Annotated in this window: 17 protein-coding genes and 3 pseudogenes; 12 read left to right on the forward strand and 8 right to left on the reverse strand. The window is 72.7% G+C overall.

What is annotated here, in order from left to right; all coding sequences use genetic code 11:
• Positions 1–16 precede the first annotated feature (16 nt).
• Complete coding sequence (locus tag OO68_RS04715; protein WP_106974259.1) at positions 17–1,075, reverse strand: LacI family DNA-binding transcriptional regulator; 1,059 nt, start codon at positions 1,073–1,075, stop codon at positions 17–19.
• Positions 1,076–1,338: 263 nt separating this feature from the next.
• Between OO68_RS04715 and OO68_RS04720 the strand changes: the two genes are divergently transcribed.
• On the forward strand, positions 1,339–4,200 hold the full coding sequence (locus tag OO68_RS04720; RefSeq protein ID WP_033306795.1) for a branched-chain amino acid ABC transporter substrate-binding protein: 2,862 nt from the start codon (positions 1,339–1,341) through the stop codon (positions 4,198–4,200).
• Positions 4,201–4,208: 8 nt separating this feature from the next.
• On the opposite strand, the gene msrB is transcribed toward OO68_RS04720, so the two are convergent.
• The 4 genes from msrB to OO68_RS04740 all read right to left on the reverse strand — a co-directional run bounded on the left by msrB (position 4,209) and on the right by OO68_RS04740 (position 7,724).
• A complete protein-coding gene (gene msrB, locus OO68_RS04725; protein WP_033306796.1) occupies positions 4,209–4,616 on the reverse strand; it encodes a peptide-methionine (R)-S-oxide reductase MsrB in 408 nt (135 codons plus the stop codon).
• 14 nt (positions 4,617–4,630) lie between these two features.
• A complete protein-coding gene (gene murC, locus OO68_RS04730; RefSeq protein ID WP_033306797.1) occupies positions 4,631–6,022 on the reverse strand; it encodes a UDP-N-acetylmuramate--L-alanine ligase in 1,392 nt (463 codons plus the stop codon).
• A 168-nt stretch (positions 6,023–6,190) separates the two neighbouring features.
• The gene (locus OO68_RS04735; protein ID WP_181361211.1) at positions 6,191–6,664 is read right to left on the reverse strand and encodes an indole-3-glycerol phosphate synthase; all 474 of its coding nucleotides are present in this window, start codon (positions 6,662–6,664) and stop codon (positions 6,191–6,193) included.
• Between the two features lie 244 nt (positions 6,665–6,908).
• Positions 6,909–7,724: a pyrimidine reductase family protein gene (locus OO68_RS04740; protein ID WP_033306799.1), complete on the reverse strand. Its 816-nt coding sequence runs from the start codon at positions 7,722–7,724 to the stop codon at positions 6,909–6,911.
• Between the two features lie 37 nt (positions 7,725–7,761).
• Between OO68_RS04740 and zapE the strand changes: the two genes are divergently transcribed.
• The 9 genes and pseudogenes from zapE (at position 7,762) to OO68_RS04785 (ending at position 16,969) form a co-directional block, all read left to right on the forward strand.
• Entirely contained in the window at positions 7,762–8,859 is a 1,098-nt protein-coding gene (zapE, locus tag OO68_RS04745; RefSeq protein ID WP_033306800.1) for a cell division protein ZapE, read from the forward strand.
• A 198-nt stretch (positions 8,860–9,057) separates the two neighbouring features.
• Complete coding sequence (locus OO68_RS04750) at positions 9,058–9,486, forward strand: hypothetical protein (RefSeq protein ID WP_033306801.1); 429 nt, start codon at positions 9,058–9,060, stop codon at positions 9,484–9,486.
• A gap of 78 nt (positions 9,487–9,564) precedes the next feature.
• Positions 9,565–10,146: a carbonic anhydrase gene (locus OO68_RS04755; RefSeq protein WP_033306802.1), complete on the forward strand. Its 582-nt coding sequence runs from the start codon at positions 9,565–9,567 to the stop codon at positions 10,144–10,146.
• An 8-nt stretch (positions 10,147–10,154) separates the two neighbouring features.
• The gene (locus tag OO68_RS04760; protein ID WP_033306803.1) at positions 10,155–11,639 is read left to right on the forward strand and encodes a SulP family inorganic anion transporter; all 1,485 of its coding nucleotides are present in this window, start codon (positions 10,155–10,157) and stop codon (positions 11,637–11,639) included.
• Between the two features lie 172 nt (positions 11,640–11,811).
• The gene (locus tag OO68_RS04765; RefSeq protein WP_033306804.1) at positions 11,812–12,696 is read left to right on the forward strand and encodes a slipin family protein; all 885 of its coding nucleotides are present in this window, start codon (positions 11,812–11,814) and stop codon (positions 12,694–12,696) included.
• 90 nt (positions 12,697–12,786) lie between these two features.
• Positions 12,787–14,193, forward strand: coding sequence for an alkaline phosphatase PhoX (locus OO68_RS04770; RefSeq protein ID WP_033306805.1), 1,407 nt, complete (start codon positions 12,787–12,789; stop codon positions 14,191–14,193).
• Between the two features lie 87 nt (positions 14,194–14,280).
• A pseudogene (locus OO68_RS42090) lies at positions 14,281–15,175 on the forward strand (PPK2 family polyphosphate kinase).
• A gap of 68 nt (positions 15,176–15,243) precedes the next feature.
• The gene (locus tag OO68_RS04780) at positions 15,244–16,761 is read left to right on the forward strand and encodes an FAD-dependent oxidoreductase (RefSeq protein ID WP_033306927.1); all 1,518 of its coding nucleotides are present in this window, start codon (positions 15,244–15,246) and stop codon (positions 16,759–16,761) included.
• A gap of 28 nt (positions 16,762–16,789) precedes the next feature.
• Positions 16,790–16,969 (forward strand): hypothetical protein, encoded by a 180-nt coding sequence (locus tag OO68_RS04785; RefSeq protein WP_033306806.1) that lies wholly within the window; start codon positions 16,790–16,792, stop codon positions 16,967–16,969.
• Here the strand turns inward: OO68_RS04785 and OO68_RS04790 are convergent.
• Positions 16,961–17,161: pseudogene (locus tag OO68_RS04790) on the reverse strand (ABC transporter); the annotation flags it as partial. The gene OO68_RS04785 and the pseudogene OO68_RS04790 sit on opposite strands and share 9 nt — an antisense overlap.
• Positions 17,145–17,354, reverse strand: a pseudogene (locus OO68_RS43730) (ABC transporter ATP-binding protein); the annotation flags it as partial. The pseudogenes OO68_RS43730 and OO68_RS04790, both read right to left, overlap by 17 nt.
• Positions 17,355–17,396: 42 nt before the next feature.
• Between OO68_RS43730 and OO68_RS04795 the strand changes: the two are divergent.
• The gene (locus tag OO68_RS04795; protein WP_051814418.1) at positions 17,397–18,161 is read left to right on the forward strand and encodes an aminoacyl-tRNA hydrolase; all 765 of its coding nucleotides are present in this window, start codon (positions 17,397–17,399) and stop codon (positions 18,159–18,161) included.
• A 70-nt stretch (positions 18,162–18,231) separates the two neighbouring features.
• Positions 18,232–18,693: a DUF7144 family membrane protein gene (locus OO68_RS04800; protein ID WP_033306807.1), complete on the forward strand. Its 462-nt coding sequence runs from the start codon at positions 18,232–18,234 to the stop codon at positions 18,691–18,693.
• 15 nt (positions 18,694–18,708) lie between these two features.
• Here OO68_RS04800 and OO68_RS04805 read toward each other — a convergent pair whose 3' ends face one another.
• Positions 18,709–19,281 carry a potassium channel family protein gene (locus tag OO68_RS04805; RefSeq protein WP_078625165.1) on the reverse strand — a complete coding sequence of 191 codons (573 nt, stop codon included), beginning with the start codon at positions 19,279–19,281 and terminating at the stop codon, positions 18,709–18,711.
• Between the last annotated feature and the right edge of the window lie 157 nt (positions 19,282–19,438).

The following is a 19,438-nucleotide window of genomic DNA, read 5'->3' on the forward strand; positions in this document are numbered from 1 at the left end:
CTCCTCACGTGGTCGGCTACGGGCGGGGGCGGGCGGAGTCCGGTTCGCGTACCGGCCCGGTGGAGGCCCGTACGGTCAGCTCGACCGCCCGTCCAGCCGGTCCGGCCGGTGCGGGGCGGCCCTCGATCAGGGCGATCAGTACGTCGACGGCGCGGTCGGCGACGGCGGCGAAGTTCTGCCGGACGGTGGTCAGCGGCGGGGTGAGGTAGGCGGCGGCGGGGATGTCGTCGTAGCCGACGACGCTCACGTCACCGGGGACGGCGCGGCCCGCGTCGGCGAGGGCGCGCAGGGCGCCGATGGCCATGTCGTCGTTGGCGGCGAACACGGCTGTGACGTCCGCGAGGCGGGCGAGTTGCCGTCCGGCGGCGTACCCGGAGGCCGGGCTCCAGTCGCCCGGTGACGGCAGCGGCGGCTCGGGCGCACCGGCGGCGGTGAGGGCCTCACGCCAGCCGCGCAGCCGGTCGCGGGCGGCCCACCAGTCCTGCGGGCCGGGTATGTGCCAGACGGTGCGGTGGCCGAGGGACAGCAGGTGCTCGGTGGCGAGCCGGGCCGCCGCGACCCCGTCGGCGCCGACCAGCGCCCCGGCACCCGGCTCCAGTTCGACGCCCTCCCCGAGGCTGACGACGGGCACGTCCGCGGTGAGCCGCAGCGGGGGGCCGTCGTCGATCGGTTCGGACAGCACGATCCCGTCCACGCCCTGCTCCAGCAGCGCGTCCACGGCGACCGGGATCCGCTGCCCCTCCAGGGTGCTGGCCAGGGCCACGGAGTAGCCGGCCCGCTGCATCGCCCGCTCCAGGGCGATGAGCAGGGTCGAGGGACCGTAAAGGGAACTGCCCAGCGAGACCACGCCGATACGCCGGTAGCGGCCGAGGAGCAGGGCCCGTGCCGCGGTGTTGGGACGGTAGTCCAGGTCGCGGACGGCCTTCAGCACGCGGTCGCGCACCTCGGGACTGACGTGCGGTTCGCCGTTGACGACCCGCGACACGGTCTTCTGCGACACCCCGGCGGCCCGGGCGACCTCGGTCATGCCCGGCCCGCGGCGGCGTCGCCCGCCGGCGGCTCCGGTCGGCGTCATGAGGGCTCCCAGGGTTCGGGCGAGGCGTGACTACGTAGTCACCCATGCAGTCGCCGGATGGAAGGCTTGCTTGACTACGTAGTCAGCCAGTGTCGTGATCCGGGCGGGCGGCGTCAACGCCCAGGGCGGAACAAGAGTTCGTGCATCACCCACTCGCACCCCATCGGCACCGGTTAACCTCGTAAGTCACCGAAGGTAAACGGGGGTTGCCCATGGTGAACGCCGATCGCACGCCGCCTGACTGCCCTGGGGGCCATGACGGCATGCCGGAGAGCGACGCCGGGCGCCACCTCCAGAACCAGCTCGAGATCCTCATCCAGGACTTCCGCCGGAGCACCGAACCTCCGATGCCGGTGTTCGTCGTGCACGCACAGGAGAACGGGGACGACGACGCGGTGGCCGGACTGGTCCGGCAGCTGCACGCGGGCCAGGAGGCGCACGGCACCCGCTGCGCGGTGGTCCAGGACACCTACGAGGGCACCACGGAGGTCCGCAGGGCCGCCGCCCTGGTGCGGGCGCTGAGCGACCCGCGCAGGTGGGGCGGCCCGAAGGCGGTCTACCGGCGTTACGCCTTCCCGCGGCTGCGGCTGGTGCACGCCATCGACGACGCGGTCGCGGCCCTCGGCGACAGCTGGCCGGCACCCGCCCCGGGCAGTCCCGAGGCCGGGCAGGACCAGCGGCAGCGGCTGCTCAACGAGCTGGCGCAGCAGCGCTGGCGGCCGAAGAACACCGCCCGCTGGCGTTCGGGGCTGCCGCTGTTCGACATGGCGCACATCCTCCCGGCGAGCCTCGTGACCGTGCTCGCCGCGCTCCTCGCCCGCAGCGAGTGGTACGTGGCGGTGGGCGCCGGTCTGGTCTTCCTGCTGCTGCTGACCGTCCTCAACTACGTCCTGCCGGGGCGGGCCCCGATCTTCCTGTGGCTGCGCCGCGAGAGCCGCTGGTTCATGACGACGACCTTCCTGAGGGCCGCGGACCAGGAGGAGTCCACCGAGGTGTCGCTGCTGCGGCCGGTTCGCTCCTGGAAGGCGATCGCGGCCCGGGCCTACGACGTGGCCGAGGCGCTCACGGCGGGCGGGGACTTCCACCTCCAGCTGTGCGTGCTGGCGCTGCGCGAGGACCTGCGGGACAACCACCGCCGCTGGAGCTGGGACCTGCGGGGCTTCAAACGGCCGCGCCCGCCGATGCTGTTCCTGCCGCATGCGGACGACCGCAACGGCGGTATCGAGCTGATCCGGGCCATCAGCGACGTCCGCAGCCGGCGCAGCGAGCTCGACCCACTGCTCGTGGTCGCCGCGGTGCGCACGGACGACGTGCCGCGCCTGGAGCGCAGCGTCGTCCAGACGGCCCCCGCTCCGCAGACGGCGCCGCCCACGTTCGGCGTCCGGCTGCGCACCTGGTACCGCGAGTGGGGCCGCAACCTGCGCGCCGAGCAGTCACCCAGCCGGGAACGCTCCGTCCTGCCGTGGGTGATGAAGATCCCGCTGCCGCACGACCAGCTGGGCCCCATCGAGGAGGGCCGTCACCATCTGCGGGCCTCCGCACGGCCGACGCTCGCCCGGCTGGTGTGGGCCCTGCACACCCTGGTCCTGGTGATCGCCCTGCTGTCCGCGGGGACCGTCATGCGGGCCGACTCCCTGAACGACCGCTACTGCTCGGCGTCCGTGCTCACCGCCAACCGCGACTCCCGGCGCGAGCAGGGACCCGACGGCCGGACGGAGTGCATCGGCATAGCGACGGACGAGGTCCGCTTCGCCGACTGGCTGCCCGCCCCCGAGCCCGGCGACGACGACGTCAAGGCGCTCACGGCCGGCGACGAGACGCCCTGGACGGTGGCCGACCTGGAGGACCGCATATCCCGGCAGAACGCCGACGTCCTGGCCCGGCACGCCGGGAAGTACGTCACCGTCGTCTACGCCGGGCCGCTCAGCGCCGACACCTCGGCCGGCTCGTCTCTGGTGAAGGGTGCCGAGGAACTGGCCGGCGTGTATCTGGCGCAGGCCGTCATCAACGAGAACTCCAGCGTCAAGCTGCGCGTCCTGATCGCCAACGGCGGCGTGGACCTCGGCCACCAGGAGGAGATGGCGAAGGCGATCGCCGGGTACGCCGCCCACGACCCGACCGTGGTGGGGGTCGTCGGCACCGGCCGCGACCTGAAGTCGAGCAGGGCGACGACCCGAACCCTGATGGAAGCGGGCCTGCCGGTCGTCTCCGGCACGAATTCCGCGACGTATCTGCCCCGCGAGTTCGCCAACTGGTTCAGCCTGGCCGCCACGGACGAGTGGCAGACGAAGCAACTCGGCCTGATCGCGGCCCAGTTGCGCAGACCCGACCGGCGGCAGTACGCCCTCGTCCTGGCCCGTGACACGGCGAGGACCGACGACCTCTACACCGACGAACAGGCGCGCTACGGCCAGGGGATGCTGGCACGCCAGGGCTTCACCCCGCTCCCGCAGCGCCGCTACACCCTCAGTGGCGGCAAGCCCGAACTCCGCTCGCACGCCCAGGAGATCTGCCGGGGCGGCCGGGTCCCGTCCGTGATCTACTTCGCGGGCCGGGTGGAGGACATCGACCCCCTGATGACCCAGCTGGGCACTGAGCCGGGCTGCGCCGGAAAGCCGCTGGCCATCCTCACCGGCGATGACCTGTCCAAGGCCGACTTCGCCGGCGGCGGCCATTCCGTCGCCCCGGAGGTCACGCTGTACCACGCGGCCCTCGCGGAGCTGGAGAAGGCCGCCGGCACAACGTCCTTCTACCAGGACGCCGCCCAGCACCTGCCGGGTCTGCGGGGCCGCCGTCTGCGGTACGACAGCCCGGCCCTGGCCAGCGGCCAGACCGCCCTCGCCCATGACGCGACCCGCGCCCTGTTCTGGGCGGCCACCCGCGGCGACCGGCCGCAGAGCCGCGCTTCGACCTGGGTGAACCTGCGCAGCGTCAAGATCGAGGGCATGGCCACCGGCACCATCGACTTCACCGGCGCCCCGCTCTACGGCGACCGCACCGGGCACAGCATCGTCCTGAAGGAGGTCCGTCGCTACAACGACGGCACCTCCAAACCCCGGGTGCTGTGCAGGCGCACCGCGGGGGACACCAAGCGCCTCACACAGCAGGAGTGCCGGATCCGCTGAGCGTCGCCTCAGCCCTGCTCGGGGGCCAGCCGCAGCGCGATCGAGTTGATGCAGTACCGCTGGTCCGTGGGCGTGGGATACCCCTCGCCCGCGAACACGTGCCCGAGGTGCGAGCCGCACCGGGCGCACCGCACCTCGGTCCGCACCATGCCGTGCGACCGGTCCTCGATCAGCTCCACCGCGTCGGTGTCCTTGGGGTCGAAGAAGGACGGCCAGCCGCAGTGCGACTCGAACTTGGTCTCCGAGGTGAACAGGTCCGCGCCGCAGGCCCGGCAGGAGTAGACGCCCCGGGTCTTGGTGTCGGTGTACTCACCGGTGAAGGCGGGCTCGGTGGCCGCCTGCCGCAGCACCGCGTACTCGCCCGGGGTCAGCTCCGCGCGCCACTGCTCGTCCGGCTTCTCGACGTCGTACGCCATGAGCTTCCAGCCCCTCAGTTCGACAGACGGTCCAGGATCTGCGGGCCGAGGTCGGTGACGTCGCCCGCTCCCATGGTGAGAACGAGATCACCCGGCTTCGCCATTCCCGCGACGACCGACGGGACGTCCGCCTTGTCGCGCACCGGCGTGACGTCGGCGCCCGCAGCTCGGGCCGCCTCGATGATCAGCTCGCTCGTCACGCCCGGGATCGGGTCCTCACGGGCCGGGTAGATGTCGAGCACGACGGAGGCGTCCGCGAGGGCCAGGGACTGGCCCATCTCCTTGCCGAGCTCCTGCGTGCGCGAGAAGAGGTGCGGCTGGAAGACGACGAGGATCCGGGCGTCACCGGCCGCGGCGCGCATGGCCTCCAGGTCGGCGGTCATCTCGGTGGGGTGGTGCGCGTAGGAGTCGATGACCTGCACGCCCGCGGCCTCGCCCTTCAGCTGGAGCCGCCGCTTCACGCCCGTGTACGCGGCGATCGCCGGGGCCAGCTCGGCCGCGGGGACGCCGAGGGCCACGCCCGCCGCCAGCGCGGCGACCGCGTTGTGCGCGTAGTGCCGGCCGGGGACGGAGACTGCGAAGGTCAGCTCCTGTCCCTCCAGCACCACGGTGACCTCGCTCTTCAGCCCCTGCGGAACGACCGACAGGATGCGCACGCCGGCGTCCTCGGACTCGCCGTACGTCACCACGCGCACGCCGCGCCCGGCGACCCGGCGCGTCAGCTCCCGGGCTCCCTCGTGGTCGGCCGCGATCACCAGCGTGCCGCCCTCGGTGATCCGGTCCACGAACGTCTCGAACGAGGCGTAGATCTCGTCCATCGACGCGTAGTTGGCGTGGTGGTCGAGCTCGACGTTCAGGATGATCGCGACGTCGGGGGCGTACTTGTGGAAGCTGCGGTCCGATTCGTCCGCCTCGGCGACGAAGATCTCGCCCTCGCCGTGCAGCGCGTTGGAGCCGGGCGCGTCCAGGTCACCGCCGATCGCGTACGAGGGCTTCAGACCCAGCTCGCTCAGCGCCACGGCCAGCATCGACGTCGTGGTCGTCTTGCCGTGCGTACCGGCGACGGCGATCGGCCGCAGCCCGTCCATCAGCGCGGCGAGCGCGTCGGACCGGTGGACGACGGGGATGCCGAGCTCGGCCGCGCGGGCCAGCTCGGAGTTGTCCTGCCGGATCGCCGACGACACGACCACACAGCTGGCGTCGTCGGCGAGGTGCTCCGCGGCGTGCCCGATGTGCACGGTCGCGCCCAGCGCGCGCAGCGCCTCGGCCGTGGCCGATTCCTTGGCGTCACTGCCGGCCACGACGGCCCCTCGCTGCGCGAGGATCTTCGCGATCCCCGACATCCCGGCCCCACCGATCCCGATGAAGTGCGGTCGGTCCATGGCGGGAGGAAGGCCGGCTGCCATGCAGATCTCCAAGAGCGAGCGACGACGGTGAGCGCCCCTACCCTATTTCAGGAACGGGGAGTGCTGTGGCCGGCCCCGGGGCGCGGGGCTGCATCGATATGCGGCTCCGCCGCGTGGGCGCGAGCGACCACGACCGGCCCGCACCCGGCGAACCACGGCAACCCGCCCCTACGCCTTGCTGTGCGAGAACAGCTTCAGCACCGGCACCCCCACCTTGTGCCGGGCCCGGGAGGCCCAGTCCCGGTGGAAGAACTCCTCCACGTAGTGGGGATCGGTCAGCACGATGACCTCGTCGGCCCCGGCCTCCTCCACCAGCGACTTCAGCGCGTCCAGCGGATGGTCCTCGATCAGCCGCCCCTCGGCGGCACTGCCCGAGGAACGCAGCGCGGCGAGTGACACCTCCAGCGCCCGCTGCCCCACGCTCAGCGCCTCCTCTCCCTCCGGCGTCTCGCCCTCGCGGACGGCCTCGTCGAGCTCGCCGAGCGCCACGTCGTCGATGGCCCGCAGCAGGCGGTCCGCCTGCTCGCCGCGCGGCTGGAGCAGCACCTGGAAGGAGACCTGCTCCTCGCCGTGCAAGGTGGTGACGAACTCCACGTCGGCGGACGTCAGCGCCTTCTCGATCATCAATACGCTTGTGAACACCAGGCGCCCCTTCTGCTCCGGGGCCGGTGGCCCCACTCCTCCGCGGGCCGCACCGGGCCCTGCGGAAACCATCCTGCCCCGCGTTCGCACGGGTACTGCCGGATCCAGTGTGCCCTCCCGAATCCAAACGGAACGGCATATTCCATCGATGAACGGACCAACGGCGGCGTTTGCCACCGCTTCCGGACGTACCGGCCGGCCGGCCTTCCCGGCCGCCGGCACCTTCTACCCCCGCCCCGGCGTTTCAGTACGCCGGCCGGGTCCGCCCGTACCGCGTGAACAGGAAGCCGTCCTCCTCCAGCATCGACACCAGCCCGAAACGGTGCGGGACCGTGACCGCGGGCCCCCCGGCGATGCGCTGCGCCTCGCCCGCCGTGAGCATCGGGGCGACGGTCAGGCACAGCTCGTCGAGCACGCCGGCCGCGACGATCTGCCCGAGCAGCCGCGGGCCGCCCTCGGTGAGCAGCCGGGTGTGGCCGAGGTCGGCGAGGGCCCGGACGGCACGGGCGGGGTCCACGCCGATGCCGTCTCCGGCGGTCACCACCCGGGCGCCCGCCCGCTCGGCGGTGGCGACCCGGTCCGGGTCGGCCGAGGCGCCCGTGAGGATCAGGGTGGGCACCAGGGGCGAGGTGAACAGCGGCAGCGAGAAGTCCAGGTCGAGGCCGGCGGTGACCACGGCGATCGCGGGTGCGGGCGGCTGCCCGGCCGCCTCCCGCCTCGCCGCGAAGTCCTCGCGCGCGCGGGCCGGCCGGTACCCCTCCTTGCGTACCGTCTCCGCGCCGACGACCACGACGTCCGCGAGCGCCCGCAGCGTGCCGAAGATGCGCATGTCGGTGGCGCTGGAGATGGGCTGCGAACGGCCGTCGTGCTGGGCGGCCCCGTCCAGCGTGGACACCATGTTGGCGCGCAGCCACGGCGCCGGGCCCCCGGGCCCCGGCTCGGGATAGGCGTACGCGGCGGCCAGATCGTCCAGGCTCCACTCCCGCCCGGCGCCCCCACCGGACGCACCACCCGGCGCCGGAGCTGCTGTTTCATCGGTCACAGGGAACAGACGTCGCATGCCGTGCAGTGTTCCACGCGCCGTAGCATGGTGAACCGTGTCTTCTCCCCTGGCCCCCTCCGGAAGCGGCCCCATAACCGACCCGGCCCCGCTGTCCCTGTGCGCCCGTGAGCCGCATGTCCCCGCGGACCGGCTGGTCGCCGAGATGGTGCCGCCGCCGCGGTTCGACTCGGTCCGCTTCAGCACGTACATCCCCGACCCGAACCAGCCCAGCCAGACCGAGGCGGTCCGGGTCCTGGAGGGTTTCGCTGCGGGCCTCGGCGCGGCCGAAGGCTCCGGCAAGCGGCGGCTCTTCGGTTTCGGCAGGGCACCGAAGAAGGCCCCCGCCGGCCCGCGCGGCGTCTACCTCGACGGCGGCTACGGCGTGGGCAAGACCCACCTGCTGGCGTCCCTGTGGCACGCCACCCCGGCCGAGCCCGGGCTGAAGGCGTTCGGCACGTTCGTGGAGCTGACCAACCTGGTCGGCGCCCTCGGGTTCCAGCAGACCGTCCGGACGCTGTCCGGTCACCGCCTGCTGTGCATCGACGAGTTCGAGCTCGACGACCCGGGCGACACCGTGCTGGTGTCCACCCTGCTCGGCAAGCTGGTCGACGCGGGCGTGGCCCTCGCCGCCACCTCCAACACGCTGCCCGGCAAGCTCGGCGAGGGCCGGTTCGCCGCGGCCGACTTCCTGCGCGAGATCCAGGGCCTGTCGGCCCACTTCCGGGCCCTGCGCATCGACGGCGAGGACTACCGCCACCGCGGTCTGCCCGAGGCGCCGCCGCCCCACTCCGACGACGAGGTGACCCGCGTGGCGCACGCGACCGAGGGCGCCTCCCTCGACGCGTTCTCGCCCCTCCTGGAGCACCTGGCGCGCGTCCACCCCAGCCGGTACGGCGCTCTGACCGACGGGATCAGGGCCGTGTGCCTCACCGGTGTGCGGCCGGTTCCCGACCAGTCGACGGCCCTCAGGCTGGTCGTCCTGGCGGACCGGCTGTACGACCGCGAGGTGCCCGTGCTGGCCTCCGGCCTGCCCTTCGACCAGCTGTTCAGCGACGAGATGCTGAACGGCGGCTACCGCAAGAAGTACTTCCGGGCCATCTCCCGGCTCACGGCTCTCGCCCGCGACGCGGCCAAGCTGGCGAACCACCGGTAACGACAACCCCAATACCGTGCCAACCGCCCGGTAGGGAGGGCCTGTTCAAGCCAGCCCACCTACGGTTTTCAGGCTCTCTTCAGCTTGAAACGTTAAGTTAACCCTGCAAACGACCTTGCAGGGTTAACGTGTTTCTTGACCAGCCGTTGACCAACCGTTGGTCCGCGCTAGACGTGTGAAGCACCTGAAGGGAGGCGCATGTACCGAGGTACGACGGCACGGACCGTGGTTTCGCTCCTCGCCGCCGTCCTGCTCGCCCTTCAGTTCTTCGCACCGACCGCGTCCTTCGCATCCGCGCACACGCAGAGCCAAGCCGAGGCCAACGCTCAGGCCGGAACCAAGCCTTCCGGCAAGTCCTCGCGTCCCGGGCACAAGTCTCCCGGGAAGGCCCTGCGCGACGAGATGGCCGGCTGTCGTGCCGGACACCACGGGGACCCGACCGGTCCCCTGCGGACCCGCGACCGGTCCCACACCGCCGACTCGGCGCCCTCGGCGCCCGAGCGGCCCGTGCGGCGGCACATCCAGCCGACGGCACAGGAACCGGCCGGACCGGGCGCCGCGCATCACCGCGCGTCGAGATCCTCGGCGTCGCACACCCCGGCAGCACTGCAGGTCTTCCGCTGCTGAGCGGCAACGCAGTTCCCCCCACCCCGTCATGCCCGTCCGACGCGCCCCCACTGCGCGCCAGGAGGAGTCACCACACTCATGCAACCCCTCATCGACAACGCCCGCACCTTCGGACAGCGCCCTGAGGAGTTCGCCCACCTCGCCGAGGGCCAGTCCCCCGACGTCCTGTTCATCACCTGCTCCGACTCCAGGGTCGTACCGGCCCTGATCACGGGCGCCCGTCCCGGCGAGCTCTTCGAGCTGCGCACCGCGGGCAACGTCGTCCCCCCGCACTCCTTCGAGCACCCCACCTCGGAGGCGGCCACGATCGAGTACGCCGTGGAGGTCCTCGGCGTCAAGGAGATCGTGGTCTGCGGCCACTCGCACTGCGGCGCCGTGGGCGCGGTGGTTCGCGGCGACGACCTCGCCGCCGTACCGGCGGTGCGCGACTGGCTCGCCCGCGCGGCCGACGAGCCCGCGTGCTCGGACCCGGCCGACCCGACCGTCACCGAGGCCGTGCAGAACCACGCCCTCACCCAGGTGCTCCGGCTGCGGTCCTACCCCTGCGTCGAGCGCCGGCTGGCGGAGGGCCGGCTCGGCCTGCGCGCCTGGTTCTACGAGGTCCACACCGGGACCGTGCGCGAACACCGCGCGGACACCGACACCTTCGAGAAGCTGTGAGGGGCACCATGACCAAGTTCCCTTACCTGAAGCAGGACTTCCTCGCCTCGATCGTCGTCTTCCTGGTCGCGGTCCCGCTGTGCGTCGGCGTGGCGGTCGCCTCCGGCGTCCCCGCGGAGCTGGGTCTCATCACCGGCATCGTCGGCGGGCTCGTCACCGGGCTGATGCGCGGCAGCAGCCTCCAGGTGTCCGGCCCCGCCGCCGGACTCACCGTGCTGGTCTTCGAGGCCGTCAGCCAGTTCGGCGTGGCCACGCTCGGCGTGATCGTGCTGCTCGCCGGCCTGCTCCAGCTCGCCATGGGCTTCCTGGGGATCGGCCGCTGGTTCCGGGCGATATCCGTCTCCGTCGTCGAGGGCATGCTCTGCGGCATCGGACTGGTGATCATCGCCGGGCAGATCTACGCGGCGGCGGGCCTGAAGGCACCGGAGTCCGGGCTCGGCAAGATCGCCGGCCTGCCCGGGATGTTCGCCGACACGCTCGGCAGCACCAAGGCCCTGACGTCCCTCGCGATCGGCGCGGGCACCATCGCCGTCATCGTGCTCTGGAAGAAGATGCCGAAGGCGGTCCAGACCGTGCCCGGCGCCCTCGCAGCGGTCGTCCTGGCCACGGTCGCCACGCTCGCCTTCAGCCTGCCGGTCGCCACCGTCCAGGTGGAGGGTCTGCTCGGCGTCATCCAGCCGCCCGGGGCCGAGGCCTTCGGCGAACTGGCGAACCCGGCCATCTGGGGCACCATCATCGCCTTCGCACTGATCGCCTCCGCGGAGAGCCTGTTCAGCGCGGCCGCCGTGGACCGGCTGCACGACGGTCCGCGCACCGAGTACAACAAGGAGATGATCGCCCAGGGCGCGGGCAACACCCTGTGCGGCCTGCTCGGCGCGCTGCCGATGACCGCCGTCATCGTGCGCAGCTCCGCCAACGTCAACGCGGGCGCCAAGACCAAGGCCTCCCGGGTGCTGCACGGCGTGTGGCTGCTGCTGTTCGCCGCCGCGATGCCGTGGGCCCTGGCCCTGATCCCGATCCCCGCCCTCGCCGGCATCCTCGTGCACGCCGGCTGGAAGCTGATCCCGTTCGGCCAGATCACGGCGCTGTGGCGGACCCACAAGGGTGAGGCGCTCATCCTGGTCGTCACGGCCGTGTCGATCGTCGCGGTGAACATGTTCGAGGGCGTGCTCATCGGTCTGGCCCTGTCGGTCGTCAAGACCGCCTGGGAGGCCTCGCACGTCAAGATGGAGATCATCGACAAGGGCGCCGGCCCGATCCAGGCGTACCTGTCCGGCAACGCGACCTTCCTGCGCCTGCCGAAGATCCTCGACAGCCTGGAGAGCCTGCCGCAGGACCGCCCGGTCGAGCTGGACCTCTCCGGCCTGCACCACCTCGACCACGCCTGCCGTACGGCCCTGGAGAACTGGGCCGCACGCCACAGCGCGACGGGCACGGAGCCTGTGAAGGTCACGGAGCCCGAGGAGGCCCCGGCGGAGAAGGTCACCGCCTAGCCGCCCGACCGGAATCGCCCAGGCCCTGGTCCGGGGCGCGCATCCCGCGCGCCCCGGACCACGTGCGTCCGCCCCCGTTCCGGCCCGGGTCCCGGGGCATGGCCCCGCGTGCCATTCCGGGCATATCGTTACATGAGCAGACGGATTCGGACCTCTGAACCGGGAGGTCGGCATGGTCGAAGAGCTGGTCGGCGTGGTGGCCGCCGTCGGGGCCGGCGCGCTGGTGTACGTGGTCTCCGCGGCGCGGGTCGTCAAGCAGTACGAGCGCGGGGTCGTCTTCCGGCTCGGGCGCCTGCACGGGGACGTGCGGCGGCCCGGGTTCAACCTCGTGGTCCCCGCGGTGGACCGGATGCGGAAGGTCAACCTGCAGATCGTGACCATGCCGATCCCGGCCCAGGAGGGCATCACCCGCGACAACGTGACGGTGCGGGTCGACGCGGTGGTGTACTTCAAGGTCGTGGACCCCGCGGCCGCGATCGTCAACGTCGAGGACTACCGCTTCGCCGTCTCGCAGATGGCCCAGACCTCGCTGCGCTCGATCATCGGCAAGAGCGAGCTGGACGACCTGCTGTCCAACCGGGAGAAGCTCAACCAGGGCCTGGAGCTGATGATCGACAGCCCGGCCGTGGAGTGGGGCGTGACCATCGACCGCGTGGAGATCAAGGACGTCTCCCTGCCGGACACCATGAAGCGCTCCATGGCCCGCCAGGCCGAGGCCGACCGGGAGCGGCGGGCCCGGCTGATCAACGCCGACGCCGAGTACCAGGCCTCCAAGAAGCTGGCCCAGGCCGCCCACCAGATGGCCGACACGCCCTCGGCCCTCCAGCTCCGGCTGCTGCAGACCGTCATGGCGGTGGCGGCGGAGAAGAACTCCACGCTGGTCCTGCCCATTCCGGTGGAACTCCTGCGGTTCCTGGAGCGGGGCCAGCAGCCCGCGGCGCAGGCCCCGGGACACGCCGAGGCGGCGGAACAGGCGGAGATCGCGGAGGGCGCCGTCGACCGCATGGAACAGGCCGAAGAGGCCATGGAGCAGCTGCGGCGCGCCGTAGAGCAGTGACCCGTGCTACGCGCGTGGTTCCCGCCGCCCGCACCAGGTGATAGACACAGCGGGATCACAGTTCCTGTCCGCCAGCAGGAAGGTTTCCCCATGACCGCATCCGGTCACTCCGCGACACGACGTCAGATGCTCGCCGGAACGGGCGCCCTGGGCCTCGGGATCGCGTTCTCCGGTGCCCTGTCCGAACTCTTCGCCGGCACCGCGTCCGCACAGGGCCTCGGCCGCACCGGCTACGGCCCGCTCGTCCCCGACCCGAAGGGCGTCCTGGACCTGCCGGAAGGTTTCCGCTACCGGATCCTCTCCCGCGAGGGGGACGAACTCCGGTCCGGAGAGGGCCGGGTGCCCTCCAACCACGACGGCATGGCGGCCTTCGGAGGCAGAGGCGGCCGGGTCCACCTGGTCCGCAACCACGAGAACCGCGCCGACGGCAAGGTCCCGGTCCCGGCCGTCGAGGGCCTCACCTACGACCCGGCCGGCAAGGGCGGCTGTACGGCCCTGACGGTGGACTCCCACAACCGGGTCCTGTCGGAACGCGTCGCGATCGCCGGTACGGCGGTGAACTGCGCGGGCGGCCCCACCCCTTGGGACACCTGGCTGACCTGTGAGGAGACCGAGGACAAGGCCGGGACCAACGGCTACACCAAGGACCACGGCTTCATCTTCGAGGTCGACCCGGCCGACCCGCACCGCACCGGGGCCGTGCCGCTGACCGCGATGGGCCGCTTCGCACACGAGGCGATCGCGGTCGACCCGCGGCGGGGCGTGGTCTACGAGACCGAGGACGCCTTCGAGAAGCCCTTCGGCCTCTTCTACCGCTTCCTCCCGGACCGGCCGCTGGGCGGCAGGGGTTCGCTGCGCGCGGGGGGCCGGCTCCAGGCCATGCGCGTGCCCGGGGTGCCGGACCTGTCCTCCATCCAGGACGTCGGCGCCGAGTTCGACAAAATCGAGTGGGCCGACGTCCCGGACCCGCAGGCCGCGCAGACGCCGATCCGGTTCCAGGACTTCGGCCGCAAGGGCATCACGCACGCGCAGAAGCTGGAGGGCTGCTACTGGGGCGGCCGTTCGGTGTACTTCGTGTCCTCCTTCGCCCGCCGGTCGGACGGTTCGGCCGCCGACCACTTCGGGCAGGTCTGGCGCTACGACCCGGAGCGCCGCCGGCTCACCCTGGTCATCGTCTTCGGCCCGGCCACCGATGTGCAGCTGCCGGGCGAGTCGCCGGACAACATCTGCCTGGCGCCGAGCGGCGGTCTCATGGTCTGCGAGGACGGCGAAGGCGCCCAGCACGTCTACGGGGTCACCCGGCGCGGCGAGGTCTACGCGATGGCGCGCAACCGGCAGGCGATCACATCAGCCGCTGACGCGGCGGGCGGCACCGAGCAGCAGCCCGAGTGGGGTGAGTTCGCCGGGGTGACCTTCTCCCCGGACGGCGACACGATGTATGTCAACTGCTACCGGCCCGGCACCACGTTCGCGGTGACGGGCCCCTGGCGCCGCTAGCCGGCGCTCCGCCCGGCCGGGGCGGCGGGTGCGAAGCCCGGCGCCCCGCCCGGACCGTCGAGGCACTCACCCGCGAAGGGGGCCCCGGTGACCCACAAGGACAGCACCTCGCTGCGGGAGCGGCTGCGCCTGCCCACCGGTGAGCCGGTCGACCTGGCCCGGCACGACGCCGCCGGCACCCCCGCCGGCCCGCACGGCAAGGCGGCGGGCAAGGCCGCCACGGCCCGGACCGGCGAGCGCCTCGCCGTCCTCCAGGAACGGCTGTGGGCGGCCAGCACCAAGGGCGACCGGCGCCGCGTGCTGCTGGTGCTGCAGGGCATGGACACCAGCGGCAAGGGCGGCACGGTCAAGCACGTCATCGGCCTGCTCAACCCCTCCGGCTGCCGTATCACGGCGTTCAGGGCGCCCACCGCCGAGGAGCGCTCCCACCCCTTCCTGTGGCGGGTCGAGCAGGCGCTCCCGATCCGCGGCGAACTGGGCATCTTCGACCGCTCCCTCCCCCGCTCTCGACTTCGCTCGAGCGGGCGGTGCCCCCATCGAGGACGTGCTGATCACCCGTGTCCGGGAGCTCGCGCCCGCCCCCGAGATCGCCCGGCGCTACGAGCAGATCAACCGCTTCGAGCGCTCCCTCGCCGACGACGGCACGACCCTGATCAAGTGCTTCTTGCACCTGTCCTCCGAGGAGCAGCGCCGCCGGCTGCTCAAGCGCCTCGACAAGCCGGAGAAGCGCTGGAAGTTCGCCGCGTCCGACATCGACGACCGCGCCCTGTGGCCGGCGTTCCAGGAGGCCTACGAGATCGCCCTGGAGCGCTGCGGCACCTCGTACGCACCCTGGTACCTGATCCCGGCCGACCACAAGTGGTACCGCAACTGGGCGGTCAGCACGCTGCTCCTGGAGCACTTCGAGGAGCTGGATCCGCGGTACCCGAAGGCCGACTTCGACGTGGCCGAGTGCCGGAAGCGGCTGCTGGAGCGGCCCTGATCGACCCGCCCGGTCTGTGGAGCGAACCGTCCGACACTGAAGCCGGCGGACGGGGGTACTCGGCGGCCATGAGCGAGAAGCAGCAGGTCAGCAGCTCGTACTGGCTGGAGACGGCACCGGACGGCCGCCACCCCGCCCTCACGGAGGACGTGGAGGTCGACGTGGCGGTGATCGGCGCGGGGATCGCCGGACTGTCCACGGCGTGGGAGCTGACGCGGGCCGGGCGGAGCGTGGCCGTACTGGAGGCCGGACGGGTCGCGGCCGGCGTCACCGGGCACACCACCGCCAAGGTCACCGCCCTGCACACGCTCGTCTACGACAAGCTGCGGCGCACCCGCGGCCCCGAGGGCGCGCGGCTGTACGCGCGGTCGCAGTCGGAGGCGATCGAGCACGCGGCCCGGATCGCCCGGGAGCTGGGCGTGGACTGCGAGTGGGAGACCCGGAGCGCCTACACCTACGCCGTCGACGAGAGCCGCGTGGAGGAGCTGCGCGCCGAGGCACGGGCCGCGGCCGAGGCCGGGCTGCCCGCCTCGTTCGTCACGGAGACCGGGCTGCCCTTCGAGGTGGCGGGCGCCGTCGAGGTCACCGGGCAGGCCCAGTTCCACCCCCGCAAGTACCTGCTGGCCCTCGCCGCCGACCTGGTCGAACGCGGCGGGCACATCTACGAGGACACCACCGTCCTCGGCCTGGACGAGGGCGAGCCGTGCAGGCTGTCGACCACGACCGGGGCGACGGTCCGGGCCCGGGACGTCGTCGTCGCGACGCACTACCCGATCTTCGACCGGGCCCTGCTCTTCGCCCGCCTCTCCACGCGCCGCGAGCTGGTCGTCGCCGGGACGATCCCGGCGGACCGGGACCCGGACGGCATGTTCATCACGCCCGACGAGGACACCCGCTCGGTGCGCACCGCACCCCACGAGGGCGACCGGCGGCTGCTCATCGTCACTGGTGAGCACTTCACTCCGGGCACGAGCGACCCGCGGGCCCGTTTCGAGCGCCTCACCGCCTGGGCCACCGGCCACTTCCCGGACCTGGAGGTCACCCACCGGTGGGCCACCCAGGACACCGAGCCCACGGACACCGTGCCGATGGTCGGCCCGCTGCACCCGGGCACCCGGCACGCCTACGTGGCCACCGGCTTCGGCGGCTGGGGCATGACCGGCGGCATCATGGCGGGCCGGCTGCTGAGCGCGCAGATCACGGGCGAGCAGTGCGAGTGGAGCGGGCTGTACGACCCGCGCCGCGTGAAGCCCGCACTGCGGGAGGCGCCGACGTTCCTCAAGACGCAGGCCAAGGTCGCCGGACACTTCGTGGGCGACCGGCTGCGGCCCTCCCCGCCCGTGGAGTCCCTGCCGCCCGGCGAGGGCGCGGTCGTCCGGGCCGACGGCCACCGGGTCGCGGTGTACCGGGACGACGACGGCGGACTGCACGCCGTCTCCGCCCGCTGCACCCACCTGGGCTGCCTGGTCGACTTCAACGCCGCCGAACGCGCCTGGGAGTGCCCCTGCCACGGCTCCCGTTTCGACACGGACGGCAAGGTGATCCAGGGCCCGGCGACCAAGCCCCTGGAACAGCGGGACCTGTGAGGGCCCGCCCCGGGCCTACGCTGGACGTATGAGCGAGGACGACTACTGCCTGATCGACGCGACCAGGCCGCCCCTTGCGGACGGTCCGCCGTACGCGGAGTGCGTGCTGTGCCGGGAGCCGACGGAGCACCCCGAGTCGTACAAGGGCATCACGCTCTGCCCCGCCTGCGAATGGCAGGAGGCACAGCGCACCGCCTGCTCAGGGTGATCTGCGGGAGGCCAGCGCTCCGGCCAGGGCCAGCGCCGCGGCCGTGACCAGCGCCGCCCCGGCCAGGGGCAGCAACGGCAGCGGCACCTCGCCCTGCCGCGAGCCGGTCACCAGGCCCTGCACGGCCGCCTGGGCGGGTGAGCCGGTGGCGACCAGGGACAGCAGCGCCGCGAGCAGCAGGGCGAGGACGGCCGGTGACGCGGCCCTCGCTGGGGGCGTCGATGCCGGCGAGCAGCCGCAGCAGGGTGGACTTGCCGCTGCCGTTGGCGCCCTCGATGCGGACGAGCCGGCCCGGAGCCACCGCCAGGTCCACACCGCGCAGCACCCAGCGGCCTCGCAGGCCGTAACGGCGGCCCGCGTTCCGCAGGCACAGGTCGGGTCGCATGCGGCCATCCTGCACGATCTTCCGGCTGGCACACTGGGATTCGTGAGTGAAGACCCGACGACGCCCGTGAGCGACAGTCCCTTCCGGTCCGAGCCTTCGGCGCGCGACGAGGCGCCTCAGTTCGTGCTGCCACTCGTCGTGCGGATCGAGAAGGCGGAGCCGCCGGCGCGCACGGACGCGCTGGAGACGGCCGCGCGGGCCGTGCTGACGATCCTGGCCGACGAGCGGTCGGCCGGTGCGGGCGAGTGGGCCGGGGCGATGCGGGACTGGCAGGACGCCCGGATCCGCAAGGTGGTGCGGCGGGCGCGCGGGGCCGAGTGGCGGCGGGCCGAGGCGCTGCCCGGCATCACGGTCACCGGCAAGTCGGCCGAGGTGCGGGTCTTCCCGCCCGTCCCGCTGGACGGCTGGCCCAAGGACCTGGCCAGGCTCCAGGTGTCCGGCACCGACCTGGACGACCCGGAGCCGCCGGTGGACGCGGACCCGGCCGCCCCCGTGCTGTGGCTGAACCCGGACCTCGGCATGTCGGCCGGCAAGGCGATGGCCCAGGCGGGCCACGCCGCCCAGCTCGCCTGGTGGGAGCTGTCCGACGAGGAGCGGGCCGCCTGGCACGACGCGGGCTTCCCGCTCGCCGTCCGCACCGCCGACCCGGCGCGCTGGTCCGGAGTCACGGGCGCCGGGCTGCCGTTGGTGCGCGACGCGGGCTTCACGGAGATCGCGCCCGGCTCGTGCACGGTGGTCGCGGACCACCCGGCGCTGCGCCGGGAGCCGCACGGGCCCGGCCGCGCGGCGTCCACCCGTTCGGAGTAGCCGCAGGCGCGCCGGTCCCGGACGAATGCTCCAGTGGGGTTACCAGCCGAACCGACCCCCGGAGGCAGCCATGACCAGCGCCGCGCCCCCTCCCCCCGCCCCGCCGGCCCCCGATGACCGGACGCCCGGCGGCTCCGGCCCGGGCGGTTCCGGCGACCCGCTGGCGGCCGGGGGGCTCGCTCTCGGCGGCATCCTGATGGTCGTCTACGGCCTGTTCGCGGTGCTCCAGGGCATTGCGGCGATCGCCGGCGACGAGGTGTACACGAGCTTCGGCCAGTACTCGTTCGAGTTCGACCTGACCGCGTGGGGCTGGATCCACGTGATCGTCGGCGCGCTCGTGGTGGCGGCCGGGCTCGGCCTGTTCACCGGGGCCGCCTGGGCGCGGGTGGTGAGCGCGGTCGTCGTCGGCCTGGCGCTGATCGCGAACTTCCTCTGGCTGCCGTACCAGCCGTTCTGGTCGATCATCATGATCGTGACCGGTCTGTTCGTCCTCTGGTCGGTGTTCAACTACCGCCCGGCCCGCCCGATGTAGGGCACGCCTCCTCGGTCAGGGCGGCGGCGGGCGCCTCTCGCGCTCCGCGACCACCGCGTGCATCCGCCGGGACAGCGCGGTGGCCGCCGCCGTGAGGAAGACGAACGTGTACAGGATCTGGGCGACTGCCACCAGCCGGGCCTCCTGCCCGCGCGGGGCGATGTCGCCGTAGCCGACGGTCGCGAGGGTGACGACGGTGAAGTACAGCGCGTCGACCCGGGTGCGCAGGCCGGTGAACTGTCCCGGCTGCTGCGCGAGGGCGTAGTACCCGGACGAGAAGACCAGCACGGCCAGGCACATCAGCAGCGAGATCATGATGCCCGACCGGGCCTGCGGCTTCTCCAGCACGATGTCGCGCACATGGCGCAGCAGCAGCGCGGCCACGAGCGCCAGGCACAGCACGAACAGCGGCCAGCCCAGCCACGGGCGGTCGGCGCCGAGGCGCTCCAGCGGCAACAGGAAGTAGGCCGTGACGCCTGCCACGAGCAGGGCCCCGGCCACGATCCGCAACCGGCGGACGGCGGCGGCCCGGGATTCCGGTTCCCGCTTCCGCGCGGCGCGGTGGGGCTGCTCGCTGCCTCCGGACATAGGACCGGTCTACGGCGTCTCGGGGCGGGACGCGACCCGTGCGCCTCCGTCGGTGGCGACGGGCGCGGGGCCCCGAACCTCAAATGTTGCTCTGAAGGAGGGCGGCATGCGGTTCGGGGGCGGGCGGCTGGGCCATACCCCCCTCACGTTCGAGCAA

Origin of the sequence: Streptomyces iakyrus (assembly GCF_000717055.1) — a bacterium.
In the GTDB taxonomy this organism is placed as follows: Bacteria; Actinomycetota; Actinomycetes; order Streptomycetales; family Streptomycetaceae; genus Streptomyces; species Streptomyces iakyrus.

Coding starts and splice junctions, on each gene's coding strand:
- OO68_RS04715 (WP_106974259.1), bottom strand. CDS start 1,075: ATGACGCCGACCGGAGCCGCCGGCGGGCGACGCCGCCGCGGGCCGGGC.
- OO68_RS04720 (WP_033306795.1), top strand. CDS start 1,339: ATGCCGGAGAGCGACGCCGGGCGCCACCTCCAGAACCAGCTCGAGATC.
- msrB (WP_033306796.1), bottom strand. CDS start 4,616: ATGGCGTACGACGTCGAGAAGCCGGACGAGCAGTGGCGCGCGGAGCTG.
- murC (WP_033306797.1), bottom strand. CDS start 6,022: ATGGCAGCCGGCCTTCCTCCCGCCATGGACCGACCGCACTTCATCGGG.
- OO68_RS04740 (WP_033306799.1), bottom strand. CDS start 7,724: ATGCGACGTCTGTTCCCTGTGACCGATGAAACAGCAGCTCCGGCGCCG.
- OO68_RS04750 (WP_033306801.1), top strand. CDS start 9,058: ATGTACCGAGGTACGACGGCACGGACCGTGGTTTCGCTCCTCGCCGCC.
- OO68_RS04755 (WP_033306802.1), top strand. CDS start 9,565: ATGCAACCCCTCATCGACAACGCCCGCACCTTCGGACAGCGCCCTGAG.
- OO68_RS04760 (WP_033306803.1), top strand. CDS start 10,155: ATGACCAAGTTCCCTTACCTGAAGCAGGACTTCCTCGCCTCGATCGTC.
- OO68_RS04765 (WP_033306804.1), top strand. CDS start 11,812: ATGGTCGAAGAGCTGGTCGGCGTGGTGGCCGCCGTCGGGGCCGGCGCG.
- OO68_RS04770 (WP_033306805.1), top strand. CDS start 12,787: ATGACCGCATCCGGTCACTCCGCGACACGACGTCAGATGCTCGCCGGA.
- OO68_RS04780 (WP_033306927.1), top strand. CDS start 15,244: ATGAGCGAGAAGCAGCAGGTCAGCAGCTCGTACTGGCTGGAGACGGCA.
- OO68_RS04785 (WP_033306806.1), top strand. CDS start 16,790: ATGAGCGAGGACGACTACTGCCTGATCGACGCGACCAGGCCGCCCCTT.
- OO68_RS04800 (WP_033306807.1), top strand. CDS start 18,232: ATGACCAGCGCCGCGCCCCCTCCCCCCGCCCCGCCGGCCCCCGATGAC.
- OO68_RS04805 (WP_078625165.1), bottom strand. CDS start 19,281: ATGTCCGGAGGCAGCGAGCAGCCCCACCGCGCCGCGCGGAAGCGGGAA.